Raw genomic sequence first — 23,889 nt, forward strand, 5'->3', positions numbered from 1 at the left:
GCGAGTGGGGGGCGGTTCGGCGTGAAGTCGATCACAGTGATGAAAGCGGTTACATACAATTCGTTAACCTTTGTGACGAATATCATTATCTCTGTGCTTTGTGTAAGGCGGTCCCTGAAGCACGGGCGGTTAGCTGCCGCCACAGCCATTCCACCGGTCCCTGGCGGAAATAGCGCAGCCATAACACCGACAGCAGAATGTTCGCCGCCCACACCGCAGGCACAAAAGCCAGCAGCGATAAACGGTCAAATTTCATATAGAAACCAAAGCGATAGAACAAGGTTGTGCAGAGAATGGTTTGCAGCAGGTAGTTGGTCAGCGCCATCCGACCGACGCAGGCAATCCAGCCCACCAGCCGGAAACGGGACAGCTGCGGCCAGAAGCCCCAGGCCAACGCAGCATAGCCAATCGCCTGAAAAGGAGCGCTCAGCTCACGTGGGGCCTGTAACAGCAACGCACACCAGCGGAAATCCCACTTCAGGTGCCACTGGGCTAAAATTGCCGGCAGGTTAATCGCCATGCCGATGACGATCAAAATGGCACCGGTTCGCCGGTAATGCTTCAGGCTAAACTCCCCTTTCAGCCAGCCGCTGCGCATCAGTGCCGCGCCAATCAGCATCATGCCCGCCAGTTGCCAGCCGTATTGCGCCCCCAGCGCCACCAGGTTCGAAGAGAGCAAATCGGCGCGGTTGCTGATAGCTTCCACGCCGCCACCGAGCTTCCACCACTGCTCATATTGCAGGTTGGCCGCATCCGGCACCCAGGAGCGATTAATGCCGTCACCTGAAATGACGCCCAGCAGCAACAGGACGCCAATACCGATGAGGTACAGCACGACGCCGGTATTAAACAGCTGCTTTTGCCCCGTCGCGTCACGAATCAGCCGCCAGCACACCAGCCCGGTCAGGCCGTATGCCAGCAGAATGTCGCCATCCCACAGCAGCAGCGCATGCATAAACCCCAGCAGCACTAACAGCGTCAGCCGCGACTGGATCCAGCGTGAGCCGCGAGCCAGCAGCATTTGCAGGCCAGCCCCAAAGAGCAGCGCAAAAAGCGTGAGGAATTTAACTTCGGCAAACAGGTCCATCACCGCCCAGGTCCAGGCGTCGCGGGAGGTTATCTCGCCATACCAGGCCGGGTTGAGATAAGCCGCCTTCGGCAGGCCAAAGGCGACAATATTGAGCAGCAGAATGCCCAGAATGGCGGTACCGCGGACGAAGTCCAGGGTGACATTTCTCTCCACGGATACCTGCCTGGGGGGGATTAATTGTGGCGTACTGCGCGCAGGAACTCCTGACGCGTATTCTGGCTCGACTTAAACAAGCCGCCGAGCGAGGTGGTGGTGGTCGCGCTGGTGGCGTCTTTTACCCCACGCGCTTTCACGCAGTAATGCACCGCATCAATGGACACCGCCACGTTGTTGGTGCCCAGCAGCGTTTGCAGCGCAATCAGGATCTGCTGGGTCAGGCGTTCCTGAACCTGCGGGCGCTGAGCAAAGAACTGCACGATGCGGTTAATTTTAGACAAGCCGATGACGGTATCTTTCGGGATATACGCCACGGTGGCTTTCCCGTCGATGGTCACGAAGTGGTGCTCGCAGGTGCTGGTCAGGGTGATATCACGCACGGTGACCATTTCATCCACCTTCATTTTGTTTTCAATGACGGTGATTTTCGGGAAATTGGCGTAGTCCAGGCCGGAGAAAATCTCATCGACATACATTTTGGCGATGCGATGCGGAGTTTCCATCAGGCTGTCGTCACTCAAATCGAGATTAAGCAGCTGCATGATTTCCGTCATATGGGCGGCAATCTGGCTTTTACGGGTTTCATTATCCAGTTCACGCAACGGCGGACGCAGCGGCGTTTCCAGACCGCGCGCAACCAGCGCCTCATGAACCAGGGCGGCTTCTTTCGAGAGTGATGACATGCTGTTTTCTCCTGCAGGTGTGGCTGACCTCTGCCCTTCATGGGGCAAAGTGTCCGCTTATTGTGCGGCAGCACGTGCTTAGAATCCAGTAGTGCCGGGCATAATTATTGAAATCGAAAATACCGTTCATTGCCTGAGCGGGCGAGAACAATACCGTTGCGGCCATAATGCGGGATGGCTAGACTCAGGTGAAGTGAAAGTTGTTCATAAGTCTTGAAAATAGATAAGGATCCTCTGGATGGAATTACTGGAAGAGCACCGATGTTTCGAAGGCTGGCAGCAGCGCTGGCGCCACGCGTCCACCCTACTTAACTGCCCAATGACGTTCAGTATTTTTCTCCCACCGCCGGCAAGCGCCTCCCCGCCGCCGGTGGTTTACTGGCTTTCCGGGCTAACCTGCAACGACGAAAACTTCACGACCAAAGCGGGCGCGCAGCGCGTAGCGGCCGAGCTTGGTATTGTTCTGGTGATGCCGGACACCAGCCCCCGTGGCGAAGAAGTCCCTAACGACGCAGGCTATGACCTGGGCCAGGGCGCGGGCTTTTACCTCAACGCGACTCAGCAGCCGTGGGCCACGCACTTCCGCATGTACGATTATCTGCGTGACGAACTGCCGCAGCTGATTGCAGAGAACTTTAGCGTCAGCGAAAAAGCGTCGATCTTTGGCCATTCCATGGGCGGACACGGTGCGCTGATCATGGCGCTGAAAAACCCTGGCCGCTTCCGCTCAGTTTCTGCCTTTGCGCCTATCGTTAACCCGACCCGAGTGCCGTGGGGGCAAAAAGCCTTTAGAGCTTATTTGGGTGAAGATGAATCCTTGTGGCAAGAGTGGGACAGCTGCTGCCTGCTGGGTAAAGCCTCGCCGTCGGCACAGCTGCCAATGCTTATCGATCAAGGGGATGACGATCAATTCCTCGCCGACCAGCTAAGGCCGGAAGAATTTGAGAAAGTCGCGCAGGAGAAAGGCTGGCCGCTGACACTGCGCATACAGCCGGGCTGCGACCACAGCTACTACTTCATCGCGACATTTGTAGAGGATCATCTTCGTTTTCATGCGGAGTATTTGCGGGGATAGGGCGTTGCCTGTCACCTGGCCGCTGTCTCTTAGTCACAAAGTCGCGCTATAAAGGAGCGGCTATAGTTCCGTTCACTTCCAGTCCTGCTTTATCTGTACCGCCATCACCAGTGAACGTCTTAGGGGAGTCACCGTCACTCCCCTAAGAACCCGGACTCCCGGCCAAATAAATCGACCGCTGAAGCGGCAAACCTCCGTTTTATCTCCCAGTCCTGGGTCGGCTGAGATGCGTTCCCGACGCTCTCAGCCTCCGGCCGTTCCCGACGGCCGGACCCTGGCCAGTCGGAGAGAAAACGGAGGCGATTTAAGCCGGAACCGTGCCTCGCTTTAAACCCGCAGCCACTCTGAACGTTTGGATAGCTGTAAGTCTCACAGCCACGCCCTTGTTCCCGGCTCTCAGCGCCCCCGGCTATGACCCAACTCAGGCGGGGTTGAGCTGCCGGGAACAGCGAAAGAGCGCGATCGTCGGGAACGAATCGCGAACGACCCCGAATGTTTGGGTGATAGCCGGTGGGTTTACCGCTTCAGCGGCGATGAACTCGCCGGGCACCGGGGGTTGTCAGGGGGCATGGCGTAATGCCCCCTGACACGTTCACCGTACTCTGAGCGTAGAGGGAAAACAAATCTACAGGTGAACGGAACAACGACAGGGCAAAAGATCTCTCCCTGAAGATTTAGAAAGAAAAATATAGTCACCGCCCTGGACAGCGAAATTTAAAGAAACATTGCCGCCGTTCCAGGGACGGGTATCCACAACTTAGAAACTATAATCCAGCGCCATAAAGTAGCGGCGACCGTCTTCGTTATAGCTGTAGATATCACGATTCAGATCTTTGTCGCCGAGGTTCAGAACCCCTGCCCGCACCTTCACGTTCTTGGTCGCTTTCCAGGCTCCGCCGGTGTCCCACACGATGTAGCCGCCGGGCGTTTTATCCGTTGCAGAAACCGCACGCTGCTTGCCGGTGTAGTTCGCCGACACATAGAACGACCAGTCCTCCAGCGGCGCCCAGTCAACGGTGCCGTTGGCGGTGTGGAACGACTGCTGCTGCAGCGGCTTATTGCCGCCGTTGCTCAGGTCACGCCCGTCGTTATAGGTGTAGTTCAGCGACAGCTTCCACTGGTCGTTAAACGGTATTTTTAGCTCGGTTTCTACGCCGCGGATGCGAGCTTTGTTCACGTTGTAATAGCGGAAGATTGGGTTACCGCTCTTATCAAAGCCCACAAAGTTTGAGTAAGACGGTGCCACGCTACGGTTCGCGGTACGCTGAATATCAATCATATCCTCAACGTTGTTCTGGAAAGCGGTCACGCTACCGCTCACGCCGTCCAGAATGCCTTCGTCCCCGGCGTAATACAGCCCCAGCTCAAAGCTTTCGCTGGTTTCCGGCTTCAGATCAGGGCTGCCGACAATCTGGCAGGCACCACGGCAGGATTTACTGGTCCAGTCCGGGCTAAGCTGCAGCAGAGACGGCGCTTTGAAGGCCGTAGCCCAGCCGCCTTTGACGGTGACGGTATCCGTCGCGTTATAAACGAGATAGGCCCGCGGGCTCCAGTGGTCACCGTAGGTTTCATGGTCATCCATACGAATGCCGGTGGTCAGCGCCAGCGGCTCAAAGATGCGCCATTCGTCTTCAATAAACAGGGCGTACTGGCTGGCCGAGGTTTGCGAGCTATTACCGCCGGTAATATTCACCGGATCGCTCAGCTTGTCATGCCGCCACTCCCCGCCGAAGGTCAGGAACTGGTTGATGTCGCTGAGCGGCAGCACCAGTTTGCCGTCCAGGCTGTTGTTGCGTGAAGTAATCGCCCCGCTGTTGCCTGGATTCAGGTTATCGATTTTGTCGCCATAGAAACGCAGTTCGGTATTGCCGAAGCCCCAGCGGCCGTTATGCCCGAGGGAGTAATCCTGACGTTCGATGCGATTCTTATCCAGCGAGTCAGATTCCCTGTCCTGGCGGTCAAAGCCGTAGCCCACGGTGACATCCTGATTTTCAGCCGGCGTCCAGGCAAACTCGGTGCTGGCATTGCGGGAAGTGAAGCCTTCAATCTGCGGCGTCAGGCCGCTGGCGTTGGTCGTTGACGCCTGTTGGCCGTCCTTCTGGCGCTTGCCCAGGCTGCCATAGACTTTTACGCCCAGCACGTCGTCAATCAGCGGGCCGCTGGTGAAAAAGTTGCCGTTATAGGTGTCGCCGCGATCGCGGTGTTCTTGCACCGTGGAATCTACGGTGAAGGTGCCGTGCCAGGCTTTACCAACTTTACGGGTGATGATGTTCACCACGCCGCCGAGGGCGTCGGAACCATACAGGGAGGACATCGGCCCGCGCACCACTTCGATGCGCTCGATGGCATCCGCCGGGATCCAGTTCAGATCGAAGTCGTTATGGCGGAATACCGCATTACGGGAGTTGACTCGTTTACCGTCCACCAGAATCAGGGTGTAGCTGCTGTCCAGGCCTCGCAGACTGACGCCCCGGCGGTTATCCCCTTCGTTGGTCAGCTGGACGCCAGGCACGTTCTGCAGCACATCCTTCAGATTGTTAACCGGTTTTTTTTGCAGTTCGTCCCGGGTGATGACGCTGATACTGGCGGGCGCATCTTTGAGGTTTTGCTCGGTGGCAGACGCGGTGACAACGAGGGTTTCTTCACGATCGTCGGCGATGACGGGAAAAGCCAGACCAAGTAAAGACGCACAAAGTCCTCCCCGGACAATGGGATTCAACCTTAACATTTCTTTCTCTCCATGAGGTGAATTACAAACGAAACAACCGTTTAGCGCTCACATTGCACTATGCGCCAGCGGCTACATTGGCCGCCGGCTGCATACTGTGTTCCTTAGTATTTCTGAAATGCGTTGTTATACGGTGGGCGTTTCCACCAGGCCGTCGATCAGCACCTGGGCAACGCCCTGTGAGCAGCGTTCAATGCGCCCCTTCACGCCGTAAACCTGGGCCAGACTGCGCGGAGTAATCACTTCCTCCGGCTCGCCGCTGGCAACCAGTTTGCCGTCGCGCAGCATGAGAACGTGCTCGCTATGGCGTAAAGCAATATTGATGTCGTGCACCACCACAACGGTGACGATATTACGCTCGCGGGTTTCGCGGGCGACCAGATCCATGACGTGGAACTGGTAATTTAAATCCAGCGCGCTCAGCGGTTCGTCGAGCAGCAGCAGGGACGGACGGCGAATCAAAGACTGCGCGAGGCCCACCAGCTGTTTTTGCCCGCCGGAAAGCTGGTCGAGGTAGCTCAGAGCCAGGTGCGAGATCCCCAGCTGTTTCAGCAATTGCATGACCTGCGCTTCGCTTTCAGCGCTGTGGCGGCCACCGGACGCGCGCTGGGCCACGATAATGGACTCCAGCACGTGGAGATGGACGCCCTGCGGCAGCGACTGCGGCAGATAAACCACTTTTTCGGCGCGTTTGGCGAACGGCAAAGCCATTAAGTCTTCACCATCAAGATACAGCTGCCCTTCCGCGCGATTCAGCCCCGCCAGCGAACGCAGCAGCGTCGATTTCCCGCAGCCGTTCGGCCCCAGCAGCACGGTGATTTTGCCCCGCGGCAGCGTTGGCACGCTCAGGTTTTCGATGATTTGACGCTTCGGGTAACCGGCGTTGAATGCATCAATCTTTAAGCCCTGCATCACACGTTCCCCTTATGGCGCAGAATAATACTCAGGAAGAACGGCACGCCCACCAGAGAGGTGACAATCCCCACCGGAATAATGACGCCAGGGATAATGTTTTTAGAGGCAACCGACGCCAGCGACAGCACCAGAGCACCGACCAGCACGCTGCCCGGGAGATAGAAACGATGATCTTCGCCAAACAGCATACGGGCGATGTGCGGTGCCACCAGGCCGATAAAACCAATGGGGCCGACAAACGCCACGGACAGCGCGGACAAAATACTGATGCGCAGCAACGTGCCTAAACGCAGACGCTTTACGTCGATGCCAAAACTGACAGCACGATCTTCGCCTAAGCGCAGCGCGGTCAGCTTCCAGGAACTCAGCATAGAAATCGGCATGATGATGGCGAAGGCCAGCAGCAGCACGCCGAGCTTGTCCCAGGAGGCTCGCGCCAGGCTGCCCATCGTCCAGAACACCAGCCCCTGCAGCGTGTCTTCGCTGGCGATAAACTGCAGCATCGACACCAGGGCGTTAAAGGTGAACACCAGCGCGATACCAAACAGCACCACGCCGGAACTTGCCACGCGGGTCCAGCGGGTAATGGCGTCCAGCATCAGCGCGGCAAACAGTGCAAAGACGAAGGCGTTGGCGGAGATAAACCACTGATCGGGCACCCCAGGAATGCCGATGCCGAGGATAATCGCCAACGCGGCACCAAAGGCCGCGGCGGAGGAAACGCCGAGGGTAAACGGGCTGGCCAGCGGGTTATTGAGGATGGTTTGCATCTCCGCCCCCGCCAGGCCCAGCGCCATACCGACCAGCAGCGCCATCAGCGCATAAGGCAGACGAATGTCCCACACGATCACCCGCGTACCGGCGTTAGCGCTGGCCGGGTCAATCAGAGTCTGCCACAGCGTATCAAGCGGCAGCCCGGACGGACCAAGGGTAAAGTCCAGCAGCAGCGAGGCGAAAATCGCAATAACCAACGCCCCCATCAGCAAATAGCGGTGACGTAGCACCTGCTGGTATCGCCCCATGATGGTGGCAGGCTGCGCCTCGTTTGGCATTGGATCGGTGGTGGCACTCATTAAGTCTTACCTTCGTTACTTCTTAAGATCGGTCCAGTACGTTCCCGTTGGCTCGACCGCCAGGAACTGTTTATAAAGTTGCTGCATTGTCTGTTCCGGGTTCACCTCAGCAAACTGCTGTGGATGGAACCAGGTTGCCATCGCCTGAATCGCGAGGATGTTGTACGGCGAATTGTAGAAATTGTGCCATACGCCATAGGCGCGCCCTTCTTTGACCGCCGTTAACTGGTCAATGCCTTTACGCTCCAGCACGCTCTTCAGGCTGGCCTGCGCTTCGGCCTGAGTAGCCTGAGCGCCAAGCACTACGCCCGGAGAGGTTGAGCCAGGGGCTTTACCGCCGCTGGCGATATAAATCTGCGGGTCAGCGGCAAGCACTTTTTCCAGGTTTACGGTGCCCAGCGCGCCCGGCAGCAGATTTTTGGCAATGTTCGTGCCGCCCGCCAGGTCGATGAAGTCGCCCATGTTACCCTTGCCCGCCGAACCACAGCACTCTTCCATGGCCGCCGCACGCAGTTCTATGAACACGGATGGCTTGTCTTTTTCCGCCATCTTGCCGGTGACGTCGGTAATTTTTTTCAGGTTTGCTTCATAAAAGGCGATGTAATCATCGGCCTGTTTCTCGCGATGCAACACTTTGCCCAGCACGCGCATGCTCGGCAAGGTATTTTTCAGCGGCGAGGTACGAAAATCAACGAAGACCACCGGGACGCCCGCTTTTTCAAGCTGAGAGACCAGCTCGCTGTGGCGGCCAGGGCCGTGACCAGACAGGCCAAAAATCGCCACGTCTGGGTGTAAAGTCAGCACTTTTTCCGGGCTGACGCTGTCGGCGGTGGTACTGCCAATCAGCGGAATGTCATCAATTTTCGGGAATTTCGCTTTATATTCCGCGTAAGTCTGCGTATCTAACTTACGGAAATCGCCCTGCCAGCCGACGATACGGTCAATCGGTTTTTGCCCTTCCAGCAGCGCCAGAGCATAAAACAGCCGCCCTTCCCCCAGCAAAATGCGGTCAACCTTCTGCGGGATGGTTACTTCACGCCCGACGATATCGGTCACCGTCGCGGCCAGTGCGGCAGGCAAACCAGCGGCGGTTAATGCCAGGGCCAGACAAATATTCTTGAATTTAATCATACGCTTCACGCTAACACTCCTTCGTTCCTTAAAGAATGGCGTTAACGATAAAGCAAATGATAATGGTTATCAATTTAATTGTTCTCTACTATAACCTGGAGGAATTATTGCTGGCGAGAGCGAAATAAAAAAGGGCGTGATGATCACGCCCTCTAAAGAGTAACTTATTGTTGCTAAGGCTTATTTCTCACGAAATTTCGGGAATTCCATTTCGCTGTAGCGCACAAAGCGGCTGCCCTTCGTTATCTTGTAGCCAAACCAGATAGCCAGGAACAGCGGGATGCCGATATAGGTCGCCGCCACGCCGCCCCAGTCAATGGTATCCGACAGGAACGCTTCGTAGTTCTGGCCCAGCGTGATGATCAGGCACAGCACGAACGCGAAGATCGGCCCAATCGGGAAGAAGCCCGAGCGGTACGGCAGGTCGTTAATGTCGTTGCCCTGCAGCACGTAGCCGCGACGGAAGCGATAGTGGCTGATGGCAATCCCGAGCCAGGCGATAAAGCCGGTCATCCCCGAGGTATTCAGCAGCCAGAGGTAAACGGTCTGGTTGCCAAACATAGAAGTCAGGAAACACAGCGCGGCAATAACGGTGGTCGCATACAGCGCGTTACGCGGCACGCCACCTTTGGACAGCTTCGAGAAAATACGCGGCGCTTTGCCGTCGCAGGCCAGGGTGTAAAGCATGCGCGTGGAAGCGTACATCCCGGAGTTACCCGCAGACAGCACCGCCGTCAGGATAACGGCGTTCATCACCGCCGCCGCAGACAGCAGGCCCGCGTGCTGGAACACCAGAGTGAACGGACTGACGCTGATGTCTTTCACGTCATTGCGCAGCAGGCTTGGATCGGTATAAGGAATGATCAGGCTGACAATCAGAATCGCGAACACGTAGAACAGCAGGATACGCCAGAACACCTGGCGCACGGCGCGAGGAATGTTTTTCTCCGGGTCAGCGGATTCACCGGCGGCAATCCCGATAAGCTCGGTGCCCTGGAAAGAGAAGCCGACGATCATCGCCACGCCGATCATTGCGGCAAAGCCCCCGGCAAACGGCGCGTCGCCGGTTGTCCAGTTGCTCCAGCCTACCGGCTGCGCCCCTTTGAAAATACCCACGATCATCATCACACCCACAATGATGAAGATGATGACGGTGGTCACTTTTATCAGCGAGAACCAGTATTCCGCTTCGCCAAAGCCCTTCACGGAGATCCAGTTCAGCAGGAACATAATGCCCAGGAACAGCGCGCTCCAGATCCAGCCAGGGGTGTCCGGGAACCAGTAATTCATCACCAGCTGTGCGGCCACGAGGTCAACGGCGATGGTCACCGCCCAGTTGTACCAATAGTTCCAGCCGAGCGCGAAGCCGAAGCCGTCTTCGACATATTTCTGGCCGTAGGTCGCGAAAGAACCGGACACCGGCATAAACGCCGCCAGCTCGCCGAGGCTGGTCATCAGGAAGTACACCATCAGGCCAATCAGCATATAAGAGAGCAGCGCCCCACCCGGTCCTGCCTGAGAAATTGTTGCCCCAGAGGCAACGAAAAGCCCCGTGCCGATGGATCCGCCGATGGCGATCATCGTCAGGTGGCGCGCCTTTAATTCGCGGCGTAAGCCAGGCGCTTCTGTCGTTTTATCTTGTGAAACCATAGGAAATTGTTGCCTATCCAAAAAATGAGGCAAGATTGTAACAAAACGTCTTTGTTCAGATAGCAGAAATCCCGGGTTATAAGAGAGCTTCATGATCGCCCGGCGATTATTAGCGAGGCACTTATCAGGCCGATAATTTGAGGGGAATTAAAAAACCGCCGGCGCGCTCAGTTGCCCGGCGGTCAAAGATTAACCCAGCCCGCGCACGGACGAAATAAACTGCTGCAGTTCCTGAGTCCGGGGATTGGCGAAGAACGACTTGCTTTCCCCCTGCTCCCACACTTTGCCCTGGTGCATAAACACCACGCGGTCGCCGACTTCCCGGGCAAAGTTCATTTCGTGAGTGACCAGAATCAGCGTCATGCCTTCTGCCGCCAGCTGCTCCAGTACTTTCAGCACTTCGCCCACCAGTTCCGGATCAAGCGCCGAGGTGATTTCATCGCACAGCAAGACTTTTGGGTTCATTGCCAGCGCGCGGGCAATGGCCACGCGCTGCTGCTGGCCGCCGGACAGGTTAGCCGGGTAGTAATCCACCCGCTCGCCCAGGCCGACTTTATTGAGCATCTCCAGCCCCAACTCGCGGCATTCGGCGGCGCTTTTATTCAGCACCCGGCGCGGCGCCAGCATCACGTTTTCCAGCGCGGTCATGTGCGGGAATAGGTTAAAGTTCTGAAACACCATACCCACGGAACGGCTGATTTCACGCGCCTGTGACTCGCGGTCGGTAATGGTCATGCCGCCCAGCTTGATGCTGCCGTCCTGGTAGCCTTCCAGCCCGTTCATGCAGCGCAGCAGCGTACTTTTGCCGGAGCCGCTGCGGCCGATGATCGACACCACTTCGCCCATGTCGATATCCAGGCTAACGCCCTTCAGGACGTGATTGTCGCCATAATATTTCTGTACATCATTAATGGTGATGAGCGGCATTAAATTTTTTCTCCAGGTAGCGGCTGTAGCGCGACAGCGGATAGCAAAGTAAGAAATAGCCGAGCGCCACCAGGGCAAAGACTTTAAACGGCTCAAACGTGACGTTGTTCAGCATGGTGCCGGCTTTGGTTAGTTCGACAAAACCGATGATCGAGGCCAGGGCCGTGCCCTTAATGACCTGCACCGAAAACCCAACCGTGGGTGCCACGGCGATACGCATCGCCTGTGGGGCAATGACCCGGCACAGCGTCTGCCCGAAGCTCAAACCGAGGCAGCGGCAGGCTTCCCACTGGCCTTTAGGCAAAGCACGAATGCTGCCGTACCAGATATCCAGCAAAAACGCGCTGGTAAACAGCGTCAGAGCAAGCGTGGCCGCCGTCCAGGGGCTGACATCAATGCCAAACAGCGCAATGCCGAAGAAAGCGAGGAACAACTGCATCAGCAGCGGCGTGCCCTGAAACAGCGCGACGTAGGCGCTGATGAAGCGTTTGGGCCATTTCCAGCGGCTCATGCGCAGCAGCAATAAAGGCAGCGTCACCAGAGTGCCGCAGAAAAAAGCAATCAGCGACAGCAGCACCGTCCAGCGGGCCGCCAGCAGCAGGTTGCGCACGATATCCCAGTCGGTAAACGTCATCATCCGACATCACTCCCCAACCATTTCCGCCCTGCCGCCAGCAGCAGTTGACGCATAATTAACGACAGCACCAGGTACATTAAGGTCGTCACCAGATAGACCTCGAAGCTGAGGAAGGTACGCGACTGAATGAGGCTGGCCGCAAAGGTCAGATCTTCGCAGGACACCTGGGACACCACGGAAGAGCCCAGCATCACAATGATGCACTGGCTGACCAGCGACGGATAAATACGCTTCAGCGACGGCGGCAGCACCACGCGTAAAAAGGTCTGGCTACGGCTTAATCCCAGCACGCGAGCCGCTTCCCACTGCCCTTTCGGCGTCACCTGAATACCTGCGCGAATAATCTCGGTGCTGTAAGCCCCTAAATTAATCAGCATCGCGATAAGCGCCGCTTCCCCGGCGTTGAGCTTTAACCCCAGCGCAGGGAGCCCAAAGACAATAAAGAACAGCTGCACAACGAACGGCGTGTTGCGAATCAGTTCCACGTATCCGCCCCACGCCAGGCTTAACAGCCCTGGCTTTCCGCTGCGAATGGCCGCCCCGGTAATGCCGATAGCCACGCCACCGACCGTCGCCATAAAAGTGAGCCCCAGCGTCACCCACAGGCCGGACAATAACTCCGGCCAGTAAGGCAGCAGACCGGCAAAATCAAGTTGCGTGGTCATCCCCGGCACCTCAAGCGCCGAGGTTGGCAGGCAGCGGCGCCTGCATCCATTTCTGCGACAAGGTGTTCAGGGTATGGTCCTTCAGCGCCTCACCAATCAGCTCGTCCACCTTCGCTTTCAGCGCAGGTTCATTCTTTTTCAGCCCGATGTAGCAAGGGGAATCCTTGAGCATAAATTTGCTGACCGGCGCTTTGGCTGGGCTCTGGCGGGCAATCGCCGCCACAACGAGGTTACCGGTGGCGATGTACTGCACCTGGCCTGAAAGATAGGCGGAGATGGTAGTGTTATTGTCTTCGTAGCGCTTCACGTCGGCGTCTTTCGGCGCGAGGTCGGTTAATACCATGTCCTCTACTGCGCCACGGGTCACGCCAATGGTTTTCCCACTAAGCGCTTTAGCATCTGTCACTGCGCCATCTTTCGGCCCGAACACGCCAAGGAAGAACGGGGCGTAAGCGCGGCTAAAATCGATGACTTTTTCACGTTCAGCGTTCTTGCCGAGGCTGGAAATGACCAGGTCAACTTTGTCCGTCTGCAGATATGGCACGCGGTTCGCGCTGGTGACCGGCACCAGCTGTAGCTTGACCTTCAGACCTTTTGCCAGGTAAGCCGCCATATCAATGTCGTAACCCTGAGGTTTCAGGTCAACGTTCACTGAACCAAAAGGCGGGAAATCCTGCGGAACCGCTACGCGCAGCACGCCGCGTTTTTCGATATCCTGCAGCTGATCGGCCATTACCGCCCCGGCCTGAGCCAGCAGCACCGTTGCGCCAACTAAAGAGAACAACCATTTTTTCATCGTCATGTGCAGCCTCGTCGCCTGATTGAAACAAAAGATTCTTTGAATTCAATTCTGCAACTAATGTGCCAACGACGATGAATCGCAAAGATCGCTGCTACATTGCGGTGAAAAAGAAGTTAACGGGCGGGAGGTTGCCTCGCAGCCACACCCCAATCAGGTGCAGCTGCAAGATTTTGGTGCATTATGCTTCGCAGTAGCGCAGAAAACGCAGCAGCGCGTTAGAGATATGCTTCTGGCGATGGTGGATCCGGTACAGCGTCCGCACCAGACGAGGGAGGGGAATAGCCACTTCAACCAATGAGCCGCTCTCCAGCTGCTCGGCAATCACCCGGCGAGACAGGCAGCTGATGCCCAGCCCGTGGCGCACCGCATGTTTGATCGCCTCGGAATTGCCCAGCTCCATACCCAACTGAAACTCTGGCAGATGCGAAAGCAGTAAATAGTCGACGATTTCGCGGGTGCCTGAGCCGCGTTCACGCAGGATCCACGGCTGCTTTGCCAGGCTTTCCAGCGTTACCGCCTGGTGCACCAGCGGGTTGCCCGGCGAAGCAAAGACCACCAGCTCATCGTCGAGCCACGGCTCGGTCACCAGCTCCGCCATATGACAAGGCCCTTCAATCAGGCCAATATCGACGCGAAAATCCGCCACCGCGTTGATCACGTCCTGGCTGTTGCCGACGCTAAGCTCCAGCGGCAGCTTCGGGAAGTCGCGGCGATAGCGGGCAATCATTTCCGGCAGAATATAGTTGCCAATGGTGCTGCTGGCATACACGCGGATCGCGCCGTTATCTTCCCGAAACAGCTGTTCTATTTCACCGGCCTGCTCCAGCAGCCCGACAACTCGCGGGTAGAGCAGCCTGCCGTGTTCATTTACCACGAGGCGCTTCCCCACTCGGTCAAAGAGCTGAACCCCAAGCTGACCTTCAAGATCGGCAAGCGCGGCGCTGACCGCCGACTGAGAGAGGGACAGCATCTGGGAAGCTTGCGTGGTCGAACCGCTTTTAAGCACTTCAGCAAAGACTTCCAGCTGCCGCAGCGTGATATGCATAAGAGAGATTTCCTGTGGTGGCAGCCATCGCTTACCACTTATAAAGATTAATTATAAATATATAATCAATTTTATTTTTATGCCAGCCAGGCGTAGCCTTTTCCCTAAGACAGAGGAGAAGGTTATGACAGTACTCACCGTACAAGCTCGCCGCCACACGCTGTGGCATTTTTTACCGGGGCTGGCGCTTTCCGCCGCCATTACCGGCCTGGCGTTATGGCTTGGCAACATTCCCGCGGTGGCAGGCGTCGGCCTTAGCGCCCTGACGCTCGCCATCCTGTGCGGCATGATAATCGGCAACACCGTGTATCCCAAAATCTGGCAGCAGTGCGACGGCGGCGTGCTGTTCGCCAAGCAGCACCTTCTGCGCCTCGGCATTATTCTGTATGGCTTCCGCCTGACGTTTTCGCAGATTGCCGACGTTGGCGTCAGCGGCCTGGTGATTGACGCCCTGACGCTGTGCAGCACCTTCGCCCTCGCCTGCTGGCTCGGCCAGAAAGTGTTTGGTCTGGACAGACAAACCAGTTGGCTGATTGGTGCGGGCAGCAGTATTTGCGGCGCGGCGGCTGTACTTGCCACCGAACCGGTGGTGAAAGCCGAAGCCAGTAAAGTCACCGTGGCCGTCGCCACCGTGGTTATCTTCGGGACGCTGGCTATCTTTATCTACCCGATGATTTACCCGTTCGTCAGTCACTGGTTTACGCCGGAAGCCTTTGGGATTTACACCGGGTCAACGATGCATGAAGTTGCCCAGGTTGTTGCCGCAGGGCACGCCATTAGCCCGGAAACGGAAAATGCGGCGGTGATTGCCAAAATGCTCCGCGTGATGATGCTCGCCCCGTTCCTGATTTTCCTGGCCGCCCGCGTTAAATCTCTGGCACCGGCTGGCTCGGCGCAAACCGGTAAAATCACCATCCCGTGGTTTGCAATACTCTTTATCGTGGTGGCGATCTTCAACTCCTTCCACTTCCTGCCACAGGCGCTGGTGAATGTGCTGGTCACGCTGGATACCTTCCTGCTGGCAGTGGCGATGGCGGCTCTGGGCCTGACGACCCACGTTAGTGCCCTGAAAAAAGCCGGGGTTCGCCCGCTACTTATGGCGCTGGTGCTGTTCATCTGGCTGATTGTCGGCGGCGCGGCCATTAACCTGGCAATTCATCACCTGTTAGCATAATTCAATACGGAAAAAAGCCTTCTGACCCGCTATCATGACGGACTACCGATAGCGGGTTTTGCCCGTCAAGAAACAGGAGAAGACAGATGAAGTTTATTGGAGCGCACGTTAGCGCCTCGGGTGGCCTGGAAAACGCCGCCATTCGCGCCCACGAACTGGAAGCCACCGCTTTTGCCCTGTTCACCAAGAATCAACGCCAGTGGCGCGCCGCGCCGCTGACCAGCGAAGTGATCGACAACTTTAAGAGCGCCTGCGAAAAATACCATTATGGCCCAGGCCAAATCCTCCCCCACGACAGCTACCTGATAAACCTCGGCCACCCGGTTGAAGATGCGCTGGAAAAATCCCGCGAGGCGTTTATCGACGAAATGGTGCGCTGCCAGCAGCTGGGGCTGACGCTATTGAATTTCCATCCGGGCAGCCACCTGAAGCAGATTCCGGAAGAGGAATGCCTGAAGCGCATTGCGGAGTCGATTAACATTGCGCTGGAGAAGTCCGAAGGCGTGACCGCAGTCATCGAAAACACCGCTGGCCAGGGCAGTAACCTTGGTTTCCGCTTCGAGCATCTCGCGGCGATTATTGACGGCGTGGAAGATAAATCCCGCGTTGGCGTCTGCATCGATACCTGCCACGCCTTTGCCGCCGGGTACGATCTGCGCACGGAAGCTGACTGCGAAAAAACCTTTAGTGAGTTCGAGCGTATCGTCGGGTTCAAATACCTGCGCGGGATGCACCTCAACGATGCCAAAAGCGAGTTTGGCAGCCGCGTTGACCGCCACAACAGCCTCGGCCTCGGGAATATCGGCCACACGCCGTTTAGCTGGATCATGCGTGACGCCCGTTTCGATGGTATTCCGTTAATTCTGGAAACTACCAACCCGGATATCTGGGCCGAAGAGATCGCCTGGCTTAAAGCACAACAGCACGAGGAAGCGACGGCATAACGCTGTCGCTGGATGCGTCAGGGTCATTGCTGGTAGCTGACTCAGTGCGCTGCCAGCTCATAATAAAATGCAGGATTGCTTTGAATGGTAGCCAGTACCTTGGCCGCTAATCCGGTGGGATTGCGACGTTTTGACTCCCAACTTTTGATCGTGTCAACGCTGGTGCCTAAGGCCTGAGCCATTTCACTTTGCGAAACCTTCAGCTGTTCCCTTATCGCCCGAACATCCGCCACGTCATAACGCACGACCTTCGCGGGTAATTTTCCCCCGTTTTTAATTTCCACCGCCTCTTCAAGCGAGGTTTTAAGGTCATTAAAGAAGCTCATTTTCTACGTTACCTTTTAGTAATTTAGTCAGCCTCCTGAGTTCAGCTTTTTCTGCTGCCGTCAGGTTGTCTTTTATGTGCTTCGGCCACGCCATGATCAGCCAAATCATCTCTGCCGTTGCAAAAAAATAGATTACCCGAGCGCCCCCGCTTTTACCCCGAACGCCGGTTGCCATTCTGATTTTCCGTAACCCTCCGGTGCCCTGAATCAGATCACCTTTCTCCGGGGAGCCAATTAAAACCTTTTGCAACGCGCTAAGTTCATCATCTGTCGCAAACTGTTTAATCTGCCGGGTAAATAACGTCGTCTCAATAAAAGTTATAGCGTGCGTCATTGCGCCCTCATCCTTAAGGGTACTACGTACACCAATGGGTACATAGTACACTCTCATTGTGTGCCAGGCCAAAATATTTATTTTTATTCACTCAGAAACAAGCTTGAAAAAGCAGGTGTGTGAAAAGTGAGAATAAATGGGGTGCAACGACAGGCAGGTTTTCAGTCAGGCTCGAGACATGCCTCAGGAACTGACTTAGCGGCCTTTAAGGATTGTTCGGAGAGTAACATTGATCATAGAAAGAAAAACGCCCCGCATTAACGAGGCGTTTTTTAGCTGAGCGGAAGATTAAGCGACCTTCGCCGCCAGCTCCGTTTCAGGACGTTTGAGGAAGGCGTAGGACAGGCCCGCCACCAGCGTACCGGCGACAATCGCCAGCAGGTAACCCAGCACCGGAGTAATCGCGCCAGGGATCAGCAGGACAAACAGGCCGCCGTGCGGGGCCATCAGTTTCGCGCCAACCGCCATGGACAGCGCCCCCGTCAGCGCCCCGCCGATGATGCAGCAAGGCAGCACGCGCATCGGGTCACGGGCGGCAAACGGAATCGCCCCTTCGGTAATAAAGCACAGCCCGAGCACCAGCGCCGCTTTGCCCCCTTCCTGCTGCGCCTTATCAAACTTACGGCGAGCCACCAGCGTAGCCAGGCCCAGCGCCAGCGGTGGTACCATGCCCGCGGCCATGATCGCCGCCATTGGTGCGTAGGTCTGGGTACTGAGCAAGCCGACGCCAAAAGCGTAAGCCGCTTTGTTCACCGGGCCGCCCATATCGGTACACATCATGCCACCCAGAATCGCGCCCAGCAGAACCGCGTTCGCGGTGCCCATGGTTTGCAGCCAGTGGGTCAGGCCCGCCAGGATTTTAGCCACCGGGGTGCCAATCAGGTAGATCATTGCCAGGCCAACAACCAGGCTTGAGAACAGCGGAATGATCAGGATCGGCTTCAGTGCTTCCATGCTTGGTGGCAGCTTCAGCTTCGAGCTAATCAGCTTCGCGATATAACCCGCCAGGAAACCGGCGATGATGCCGCCGATAAAGCCCGAACCGGTGCTAACGGCCAGCATGCCGCCGATAAGACCCGGCGTCAGGCCAGGACGGTCCGCAATCGAGAAGGCAATATACCCCGCCAGAACCGGGACCATCAGCGCAAACGCAGAGCCACCACCAATTTGCATCAGCGCCGCGGCAAGCGTACCAGGTTCCTTAAAGGCAGTGATACCGAAGGCAAAGGAGAGCGCAATACACAGGCCGCCCGCAACCACCATCGGCAGCATGTAAGACACCCCCGTCAGCAGATGGCGATACGCCCCGGCGCTTTCTTTTTTGCCGGATTCCTGAGCCGCGCTGGCTTTACCTGCGGCTTCGTAAGGTTTGGCCTCGACCAGCGCCTTATCCAGCTCCTGAGCCGTTTTCTTCAGCGCAAGGCCTGTAGACGTGCGGTACATCGGCTTCCCGGCAAATTTAGCCAGATCCACTTCAATATCCGCCGCCACAATCACCAGATCCGCCTCGGCCACTTCTTCAGGGGTAATCGCGTTCCCTGCGCCAACGGAACCACGGGTTTCAACCTTCACCCACCAGCCGCGTTTTTTCGCTTCGGTTTCGATGGCTTCCGCCGCCATAAAAGTGTGCGCCACGCCGGTCGGGCAGGCCGTGACGGCGACGATACGCTTCGGCCCTTTTGCTGGGGCGGTTGCAACAGCTGTCGGGGCGGTGTACGTATGAGCCTTACCTTTCGCTTCGTTCAGGAACACTTCCGGGTGCTGCACCGCGCGATCGATATCGCCCAGGAACACCTTTTTGCCGTTCAGTGAAGTATCAGCGGGAATGGCGTTGCCAACGACAATCGCCAGTTCGGCATCGTTCGGGTTATCAATAATGTCGAGGTGCGCTTTTGGCGCTGCGGCACCGAGCAGCGTCTTCGCGAGATACGCGCGCGCCTGCCCAAGTCCCGGTTCAATAATTAACAGCGTTTTCATTGCCTGTCTCCTGCTGTCAGTGGAAAGGTTTCAGGTCGACACGAGCCATCATGGCGGCCAGCTGTGTACGATCGGTAATGCCTACGTTGCTCTGGCTGACGGCCAGGGCCGCAACGGCGGTAGCAAGGCGCAGCGTGTGTTCGCTGGACTCGCGCATCAGCAGGCCATAAATCAGGCCGCCAACCATGGAATCTCCTGCGCCAACGGTACTAACAACTTCACAGGTGGGTGGTTTGGCAATCCATTCCCCTGAAGCGTTAACCCACAGCGCGCCTTCCGCGCCTAGAGAAATCACCACATGCGCAATCCCCTGCTCACGGAGCGCATGCGCCGCCTCAATCACATCCTTCAATTCAGGCAGCTTGCGACCGGCCCAAATTTCCAGCTCGCGACGGTTCGGTTTGACCAGCCACGGTGCCGCCTTCAAACCGGCAACCAGCGCTTCGCGGCTGCTGTCGAAAATGATGCACGGACACTGGCTGCGCAAACGGGTCATCCAGTCCGTGAACGCTTCCGGGGAAACGCCCGCAGGCAGGCTGCCGCTGACGCAAACCATGTCGAACTGGCCCAGCCAGCTCAGGGAGTCCGCCACAAAGCGTTCCCAGTCCGCGCCGGTGACTTCAAACCCGGAAAAGTTCAGGTCGGTGACTTCCCCGTCTTTTTCGGTCAACTTAACGTTGATGCGGGTACGGCCCTGTACGACCTGGAAGCGGTTGGCGATTCCCAACTCGCTAAACAGCTGCTGGAAGCCGTCCTGGTTGTCTTTGCCGAGGAATCCGCCTACGGTCACGTCGATGCCGAGATCTTTCAGTACTTTAGCGACGTTGATGCCCTTGCCAGCCGCATGCAGACCGGTGGTGCGCACCAGGTTTACTTCTCCACGCTCGATTTCCGGGCAAAAGCCCACCAGGTCATAGGCCGGGTTCAGGGTGATCGTTGCTACACGTCTGGTCATTACGCGCCCTCCCCCAGTCCTTCAGAGATGGCTTCGCCAATCGCTTTCAGCGCCTGTTCAGCATCTTCACCCTGCGCGGTAAAGCGCAGCCGGTGGCCTTTTTTCACACCCAGAGCAACAACTTTCATCAGGCTACGTCCATTTGCCGGTTTCCCGGTTCCATCAAGGTTTGTCACGGTAATTTCGCTATTGAATTGTTTTATGGTGTTAACCAGCGCCGTACCCGGCCGGGCGTGCAGGCCGTGTTCATTACGCACGGTAAACTCGGCGCTCAGCGCTTCTTCTGCCGGGGCATCATCGCTGGTCAGCAGCGTCAGCAACGCCGGCGCATCTGCGGTTAAAAGCTTGTCGGCACGGTTGCCAATCAGCATGTCGCTCAGGCGGTTCAGCACCTGCAAGGGCTGGTCGTCGGCCACAGCGACGGTCATCAGGAGAGAAACCGGGTTTCCATCCGCTTCAAAACTGGCCGCCGGACGGCTGACAGCAACCGCGCTGGCCAGGTTGCCTGCCGCGCTGTCATTCAGCCAGATACCCTGACCGAGATACAGTGGATTACCGGCAATCACGTTGCTGACGAAAGCGGCATCAACCGCACCCGCCTGCTTCAGGCGGCCCGCGTTCAGCGCCTGCAGCGTCATCAAATCGCTGGCCTCGACGTTCAGCGCCAGCAGGCTGTTGTCCAGCAGCAGCGCGCTGCTTTGCTTCTCGCCCATCAGCAGCGCCCGGAGTTCTTCCGCGCTGGTGGCGGATTTCAGCTGTGCAGCCACTTCGTCGTCACTCAGCACATGCGTCAACTGGCGCAGCAGGCCAAGGTGTTCGTCGGAACTGGCCGCAATACCGATCGCCACGTAAGCGGTCTGCCCTTCGCCCCACTCCACGCCCTGCGGGAACTGAAAAACCTGAACGCCGGTTTTCAGCACCAGATCGCGCGTGTCGGTGGTGCCGTGCGGGATAGCAATCCCGTTGCCTAAATAAGTGGTGGTTTGCTGCTCACGCGCCAGCATACCGTTGACGTAGCCTTCACCGACGTTGCCTGCCTGCACAAGGGCGGCGGCAACCTGGCGGATAGCGTCTTCTTTGCTCCCGGCAGCTTTGCCCGGGTGAATATCCTGCACAGATAACTGGAACATAGATCGCCTCTCTCGCTGAATTGAAACGATTCAGCTAGCTTGAGAAAAAATGCGCCATCTCGAGCTGCGGGATGCAAAAAGATGACGCTGAAACGTTTCAAGGAGTGTTGCGCTAATGCTGCATGACACGCAACATTTCTCGCATTTCTGTTTGCGAAATTTAGAGCTTCAGCACATTTTCAGTTTAGCAGGCCGAGTGTTCAGCACACTGGCAACAGTTTACAACCCGGCATCAGCAAATTTCAGCTTTGGCAACGTATCGCCAAAGCGGCCTTCGCTTCCTGGATAATTTGTGCGAGTTCCCGCGCAGGACTTAAGGGTAAATCTGTCTATTTAGGGGTAACAAGGGTACACTCCGCGCATTCTTTTTCCTGCCGTCCAAAAGTATGCAAAACGCTCCCGTTACCGCCGCCCGTAAGCCTCTGGACTTCACCTCAACCGCGTTTCTGATTGTGGCTTTTTTGACCGGCATCGCCGGGGCACTACAAACCCCAACGCTAAGCCTGTTTTTAACCGATGAAGTCCACGTTCGCCCTGCGCTGGTCGGCTTTTTCTTCACCGGCAGCGCGGTGATTGGCATTCTGGTGAGCCAGTTTTTAGCCGGGCGCTCCGACCGCAAAGGCGACCGGAAAACGCTGATTTTTGCCTGCTGCCTGCTCGGTGCGCTGGGCTGCATCCTGTTCGCCTGGAACCGTAACTACTTTATTTTGCTGTTCGTCGGGGTGTTTCTAAGCAGCTTCGGCTCCACCACCAACCCGCAGATGTTTGCGCTTGCCCGCGAGCATGCCGACAGCACCGGGCGTGAAGCGGTGATGTTCAGCTCTATCCTCCGCGCACAGGTGTCTCTTGCCTGGGTGATTGGGCCGCCAATTGCCTACGCGCTGGCGATGGGGTTTGGCTTCAAGGTGATGTACCTAAGTGCGGCGTTTGCCTTTGTGATTTGCGGCGCGATGGTGTGGCTCTTTTTGCCGTCCATGCGCAAAGAACCGGTGGCAAAAGCAGAAGCCCGGCTCGAGTCACCGCGTCGCAACCGCCGCGACGCCCTGCTCCTGTTCGCCGCCTGTACCATGATGTGGGGCTGTAACAGCCTCTATATCATCAATATGCCGCTTTACATCATCAATGAGTTACACCTCCCGGAGAAGCTCGCCGGGATCATGATGGGCACCGCAGCCGGGTTGGAAATCCCGACCATGCTGATTGCGGGCTACTACGCCAAACGCTTCGGTAAGCGCTTCCTGATGCGCTTTGCCGTTGCCGCCGGGTTGCTTTTCTATGTCGGAATGGTAACGCTGACCAATGAATATATGCTGCTGGGGCTGCAGCTGCTCAACGCTATCTTTATCGGGATTCTGGCCGGGATCGGCATGATCTATTTTCAGGATCTTATGCCTGGCCAGGCAGGGGCCGCCACCACGCTGTATACCAACACCACGCGCGTAGGGTGGATCATTGCCGGTTCGCTCGCCGGCGTGGTGGCCGAGATCTGGAACTATCACAGCGTCTTTTTCATCGCACTGGGGATGATAGCCGTCAGTATTTATTGCATGGCCCAAATCAAAGATATTTAAGGTGCCGTCGCGGCTTCAAGGTGGATCAGGTAGGCCATTGCCTGCTGGCGTGAGGTACCGCACATCTCTCTGGCAGGCTGGAGGCCGCCGCAGACTTTAGGCCGCAAAGGCGATCCAAACAGCTTGCAGCGCAGGCGTTCGTCCAGCTGAATACAGGGCGTGTTGGCGGGCTTCCCCTCCGGCATACCGGGGATAGGCGTTGATATAGAAGGCGCAGTACAGCAAGCGCCGCAGTCAGGACGACAATCCATTTACGTTTCCACCGGCGTCAAAAGGTGCGTGACAATAGCAGACCCACTGCCTGCGTCAATCTAACAATTCATTTAACATCATTCCTTCTTTCAGGATACACTTGCGCCACAACGACTACGGATCGGTAACGTTTTGTCACGGCGCAATCACTTTCACCGAACAGCCTGCTGGCTGGCGCTGCTTGCCGTTGCCATGCTGTTTATTGCACCGGTAATTTCAAAATCGCTGATGCACCATTCAGCCTGCGAACACAGCAGCATGATGATGACAATGGACATGTCTGACATGGACCATCACATGCCTGTGCCCGAACCGTGCCCTCAGGCGTCAATGCCGCACAATATGCTGATGTCCGGCCCGGGCATGTCGCCGGGAGAAGAAATCGCCTGCGGCTATTGCCAGCTGCTGATCCACCTGCCTTTTATTGAATTCTGCCTCACCGTTTTACTGCTGTTATTGTTGATTTGCGTGCGCCGGACGCCGGTGATCGCACTCTGCTGCGCGGCGATTTCTCGCCCCTGGTCACCTCACCCGGCCCGCGCCCCGCCCTCTGCTGCCTGTTACTTCGCTTAAAACACCAATAATTAACCGCGTAATGCCGCAGGCGACGCTGAAGCGTTGTCTCGAGCTGTTCTTTTTATAAAGAGCG

At 56.9% G+C, this 23,889-nt stretch carries 24 protein-coding genes; 5 read left to right on the forward strand and 19 right to left on the reverse strand.

Going from position 1 to position 23,889, the window contains the following annotated elements:
• Window positions 1–85: 85 nt before the first annotated feature.
• Together yeiB and folE are read right to left on the reverse strand one after the other, a co-directional pair.
• Window positions 86–1,243, reverse strand: coding sequence for a DUF418 domain-containing protein YeiB (yeiB, locus tag AAIE02_RS10940; RefSeq protein WP_166991072.1), 1,158 nt, complete (start codon window positions 1,241–1,243; stop codon window positions 86–88).
• A 20-nt stretch (window positions 1,244–1,263) separates the two neighbouring features.
• Entirely contained in the window at window positions 1,264–1,929 is a 666-nt protein-coding gene (gene folE / locus AAIE02_RS10945) for a GTP cyclohydrolase I FolE (RefSeq protein WP_008455254.1), read from the reverse strand.
• Between the two features lie 238 nt (window positions 1,930–2,167).
• Here folE and fghA point away from each other — a divergent pair, with 238 nt between their 5' ends.
• On the forward strand, window positions 2,168–3,004 hold the full coding sequence (gene fghA / locus AAIE02_RS10950; RefSeq protein ID WP_008455256.1) for an S-formylglutathione hydrolase: 837 nt from the start codon (window positions 2,168–2,170) through the stop codon (window positions 3,002–3,004).
• A gap of 757 nt (window positions 3,005–3,761) precedes the next feature.
• Here fghA and cirA read toward each other — a convergent pair.
• The 10 genes from cirA to yieE all read right to left on the reverse strand — a co-directional run bounded on the left by cirA (window position 3,762) and on the right by yieE (window position 14,577).
• On the reverse strand, window positions 3,762–5,732 hold the full coding sequence (cirA, locus tag AAIE02_RS10955; RefSeq protein WP_498532526.1) for a catecholate siderophore receptor CirA: 1,971 nt from the start codon (window positions 5,730–5,732) through the stop codon (window positions 3,762–3,764).
• Window positions 5,733–5,858: 126 nt separating this feature from the next.
• A complete protein-coding gene (locus AAIE02_RS10960; protein ID WP_085938913.1) occupies window positions 5,859–6,647 on the reverse strand; it encodes an ABC transporter ATP-binding protein in 789 nt (262 codons plus the stop codon).
• Window positions 6,644–7,720, reverse strand: coding sequence for a FecCD family ABC transporter permease (locus tag AAIE02_RS10965; protein WP_008459946.1), 1,077 nt, complete (start codon window positions 7,718–7,720; stop codon window positions 6,644–6,646). Before AAIE02_RS10965 ends, AAIE02_RS10960 begins: the two co-directional genes overlap by 4 nt.
• 15 nt (window positions 7,721–7,735) lie before the next feature.
• Window positions 7,736–8,851: an ABC transporter substrate-binding protein gene (locus tag AAIE02_RS10970; RefSeq protein ID WP_336981729.1), complete on the reverse strand. Its 1,116-nt coding sequence runs from the start codon at window positions 8,849–8,851 to the stop codon at window positions 7,736–7,738.
• A 180-nt stretch (window positions 8,852–9,031) separates the two neighbouring features.
• Window positions 9,032–10,501, reverse strand: coding sequence for an amino acid permease (locus tag AAIE02_RS10975; RefSeq protein ID WP_008459942.1), 1,470 nt, complete (start codon window positions 10,499–10,501; stop codon window positions 9,032–9,034).
• Window positions 10,502–10,690: 189 nt separating this feature from the next.
• A complete protein-coding gene (locus tag AAIE02_RS10980; protein ID WP_039295413.1) occupies window positions 10,691–11,428 on the reverse strand; it encodes an amino acid ABC transporter ATP-binding protein in 738 nt (245 codons plus the stop codon).
• Window positions 11,409–12,065: an amino acid ABC transporter permease gene (locus AAIE02_RS10985; protein ID WP_039304915.1), complete on the reverse strand. Its 657-nt coding sequence runs from the start codon at window positions 12,063–12,065 to the stop codon at window positions 11,409–11,411. Before AAIE02_RS10985 ends, AAIE02_RS10980 begins: the two co-directional genes overlap by 20 nt.
• Window positions 12,062–12,730 carry an amino acid ABC transporter permease gene (locus tag AAIE02_RS10990; RefSeq protein WP_008459934.1) on the reverse strand — a complete coding sequence of 223 codons (669 nt, stop codon included), beginning with the start codon at window positions 12,728–12,730 and terminating at the stop codon, window positions 12,062–12,064. Before AAIE02_RS10990 ends, AAIE02_RS10985 begins: the two co-directional genes overlap by 4 nt.
• Window positions 12,731–12,740: 10 nt before the next feature.
• On the reverse strand, window positions 12,741–13,526 hold the full coding sequence (locus AAIE02_RS10995; RefSeq protein WP_498532690.1) for a transporter substrate-binding domain-containing protein: 786 nt from the start codon (window positions 13,524–13,526) through the stop codon (window positions 12,741–12,743).
• A 184-nt stretch (window positions 13,527–13,710) separates the two neighbouring features.
• The gene (gene yieE, locus AAIE02_RS11000; protein WP_008459931.1) at window positions 13,711–14,577 is read right to left on the reverse strand and encodes a DNA-binding transcriptional regulator YeiE; all 867 of its coding nucleotides are present in this window, start codon (window positions 14,575–14,577) and stop codon (window positions 13,711–13,713) included.
• Between the two features lie 124 nt (window positions 14,578–14,701).
• Here yieE and AAIE02_RS11005 point away from each other — a divergent pair, with 124 nt between their 5' ends.
• Both AAIE02_RS11005 and nfo read left to right on the forward strand, forming a co-directional pair.
• A complete protein-coding gene (locus AAIE02_RS11005) occupies window positions 14,702–15,751 on the forward strand; it encodes a YeiH family protein (protein ID WP_008459930.1) in 1,050 nt (349 codons plus the stop codon).
• Between the two features lie 86 nt (window positions 15,752–15,837).
• Entirely contained in the window at window positions 15,838–16,695 is an 858-nt protein-coding gene (nfo, locus tag AAIE02_RS11010; protein WP_213712702.1) for a deoxyribonuclease IV, read from the forward strand.
• A 41-nt stretch (window positions 16,696–16,736) separates the two neighbouring features.
• Here nfo and nadS read toward each other — a convergent pair whose 3' ends face one another.
• The 5 genes from nadS to fruB form a co-directional block, all read right to left on the reverse strand.
• Window positions 16,737–17,021: a NadS family protein gene (gene nadS / locus AAIE02_RS11015; protein ID WP_008459926.1), complete on the reverse strand. Its 285-nt coding sequence runs from the start codon at window positions 17,019–17,021 to the stop codon at window positions 16,737–16,739.
• On the reverse strand, window positions 17,008–17,355 hold the full coding sequence (locus AAIE02_RS11020) for a type II toxin-antitoxin system RelE/ParE family toxin (RefSeq protein ID WP_336981656.1): 348 nt from the start codon (window positions 17,353–17,355) through the stop codon (window positions 17,008–17,010). The genes nadS and AAIE02_RS11020 overlap by 14 nt, the downstream gene beginning before the upstream one ends.
• A 288-nt stretch (window positions 17,356–17,643) precedes the next feature.
• Window positions 17,644–19,332 carry a PTS fructose transporter subunit IIBC gene (gene fruA / locus AAIE02_RS11025; protein ID WP_498532527.1) on the reverse strand — a complete coding sequence of 563 codons (1,689 nt, stop codon included), beginning with the start codon at window positions 19,330–19,332 and terminating at the stop codon, window positions 17,644–17,646.
• 16 nt (window positions 19,333–19,348) lie between these two features.
• Window positions 19,349–20,287, reverse strand: a complete 939-nt coding sequence (gene fruK, locus AAIE02_RS11030) for a 1-phosphofructokinase (protein ID WP_008459923.1) — start codon at window positions 20,285–20,287, stop codon at window positions 19,349–19,351.
• Window positions 20,287–21,417: a fused PTS fructose transporter subunit IIA/HPr protein gene (gene fruB, locus AAIE02_RS11035; RefSeq protein ID WP_008459922.1), complete on the reverse strand. Its 1,131-nt coding sequence runs from the start codon at window positions 21,415–21,417 to the stop codon at window positions 20,287–20,289. The genes fruK and fruB overlap by 1 nt, the downstream gene beginning before the upstream one ends.
• Window positions 21,418–21,803: 386 nt before the next feature.
• Here fruB and setB point away from each other — a divergent pair, with 386 nt between their 5' ends.
• Window positions 21,804–22,988, forward strand: coding sequence for a sugar efflux transporter SetB (gene setB / locus AAIE02_RS11040; RefSeq protein ID WP_498532528.1), 1,185 nt, complete (start codon window positions 21,804–21,806; stop codon window positions 22,986–22,988).
• Here setB and AAIE02_RS11045 read toward each other — a convergent pair.
• Together AAIE02_RS11045 and AAIE02_RS11050 are read right to left on the reverse strand one after the other, a co-directional pair.
• A complete protein-coding gene (locus AAIE02_RS11045) occupies window positions 22,985–23,239 on the reverse strand; it encodes a zinc/iron-chelating domain-containing protein (RefSeq protein ID WP_008459920.1) in 255 nt (84 codons plus the stop codon). The genes setB and AAIE02_RS11045 overlap by 4 nt on opposite strands.
• Before the next feature lie 153 nt (window positions 23,240–23,392).
• Complete coding sequence (locus tag AAIE02_RS11050) at window positions 23,393–23,527, reverse strand: hypothetical protein (RefSeq protein ID WP_286130864.1); 135 nt, start codon at window positions 23,525–23,527, stop codon at window positions 23,393–23,395.
• Between AAIE02_RS11050 and AAIE02_RS11055 the strand changes: the two genes are divergently transcribed.
• Window positions 23,466–23,813, forward strand: coding sequence for a DUF2946 domain-containing protein (locus AAIE02_RS11055; RefSeq protein WP_498532691.1), 348 nt, complete (start codon window positions 23,466–23,468; stop codon window positions 23,811–23,813). The genes AAIE02_RS11050 and AAIE02_RS11055 overlap by 62 nt on opposite strands.
• Window positions 23,814–23,889: the final 76 nt, after the last annotated feature.

Source organism: Cedecea sp. Ae19-4 (assembly GCF_059801165.1).

What these genes read in the sequence shown, in the direction of transcription:
- setB (WP_498532528.1), top strand. Translation starts at nt 21,804, where the DNA reads ATGCAAAACGCTCCCGTTACCGCCGCCCGTAAGCCTCTGGACTTCACC.
- cirA (WP_498532526.1), bottom strand. Translation starts at nt 5,732, where the DNA reads ATGTTAAGGTTGAATCCCATTGTCCGGGGAGGACTTTGTGCGTCTTTA.
- fghA (WP_008455256.1), top strand. Translation starts at nt 2,168, where the DNA reads ATGGAATTACTGGAAGAGCACCGATGTTTCGAAGGCTGGCAGCAGCGC.
- AAIE02_RS11020 (WP_336981656.1), bottom strand. Translation starts at nt 17,355, where the DNA reads ATGACGCACGCTATAACTTTTATTGAGACGACGTTATTTACCCGGCAG.
- folE (WP_008455254.1), bottom strand. Translation starts at nt 1,929, where the DNA reads ATGTCATCACTCTCGAAAGAAGCCGCCCTGGTTCATGAGGCGCTGGTT.
- AAIE02_RS11005 (WP_008459930.1), top strand. Translation starts at nt 14,702, where the DNA reads ATGACAGTACTCACCGTACAAGCTCGCCGCCACACGCTGTGGCATTTT.
- nfo (WP_213712702.1), top strand. Translation starts at nt 15,838, where the DNA reads ATGAAGTTTATTGGAGCGCACGTTAGCGCCTCGGGTGGCCTGGAAAAC.
- AAIE02_RS10990 (WP_008459934.1), bottom strand. Translation starts at nt 12,730, where the DNA reads ATGACCACGCAACTTGATTTTGCCGGTCTGCTGCCTTACTGGCCGGAG.
- AAIE02_RS10980 (WP_039295413.1), bottom strand. Translation starts at nt 11,428, where the DNA reads ATGCCGCTCATCACCATTAATGATGTACAGAAATATTATGGCGACAAT.
- AAIE02_RS10995 (WP_498532690.1), bottom strand. Translation starts at nt 13,526, where the DNA reads ATGAAAAAATGGTTGTTCTCTTTAGTTGGCGCAACGGTGCTGCTGGCT.
- AAIE02_RS10975 (WP_008459942.1), bottom strand. Translation starts at nt 10,501, where the DNA reads ATGGTTTCACAAGATAAAACGACAGAAGCGCCTGGCTTACGCCGCGAA.
- nadS (WP_008459926.1), bottom strand. Translation starts at nt 17,021, where the DNA reads ATGAGCTTCTTTAATGACCTTAAAACCTCGCTTGAAGAGGCGGTGGAA.
- AAIE02_RS10985 (WP_039304915.1), bottom strand. Translation starts at nt 12,065, where the DNA reads ATGATGACGTTTACCGACTGGGATATCGTGCGCAACCTGCTGCTGGCG.
- yieE (WP_008459931.1), bottom strand. Translation starts at nt 14,577, where the DNA reads ATGCATATCACGCTGCGGCAGCTGGAAGTCTTTGCTGAAGTGCTTAAA.
- fruB (WP_008459922.1), bottom strand. Translation starts at nt 21,417, where the DNA reads ATGTTCCAGTTATCTGTGCAGGATATTCACCCGGGCAAAGCTGCCGGG.
- AAIE02_RS10965 (WP_008459946.1), bottom strand. Translation starts at nt 7,720, where the DNA reads ATGAGTGCCACCACCGATCCAATGCCAAACGAGGCGCAGCCTGCCACC.
- AAIE02_RS11045 (WP_008459920.1), bottom strand. Translation starts at nt 23,239, where the DNA reads ATGGATTGTCGTCCTGACTGCGGCGCTTGCTGTACTGCGCCTTCTATA.
- AAIE02_RS11050 (WP_286130864.1), bottom strand. Translation starts at nt 23,527, where the DNA reads ATGTCAGACATGTCCATTGTCATCATCATGCTGCTGTGTTCGCAGGCT.
- AAIE02_RS10970 (WP_336981729.1), bottom strand. Translation starts at nt 8,851, where the DNA reads ATGATTAAATTCAAGAATATTTGTCTGGCCCTGGCATTAACCGCCGCT.
- fruK (WP_008459923.1), bottom strand. Translation starts at nt 20,287, where the DNA reads ATGACCAGACGTGTAGCAACGATCACCCTGAACCCGGCCTATGACCTG.
- fruA (WP_498532527.1), bottom strand. Translation starts at nt 19,332, where the DNA reads ATGAAAACGCTGTTAATTATTGAACCGGGACTTGGGCAGGCGCGCGCG.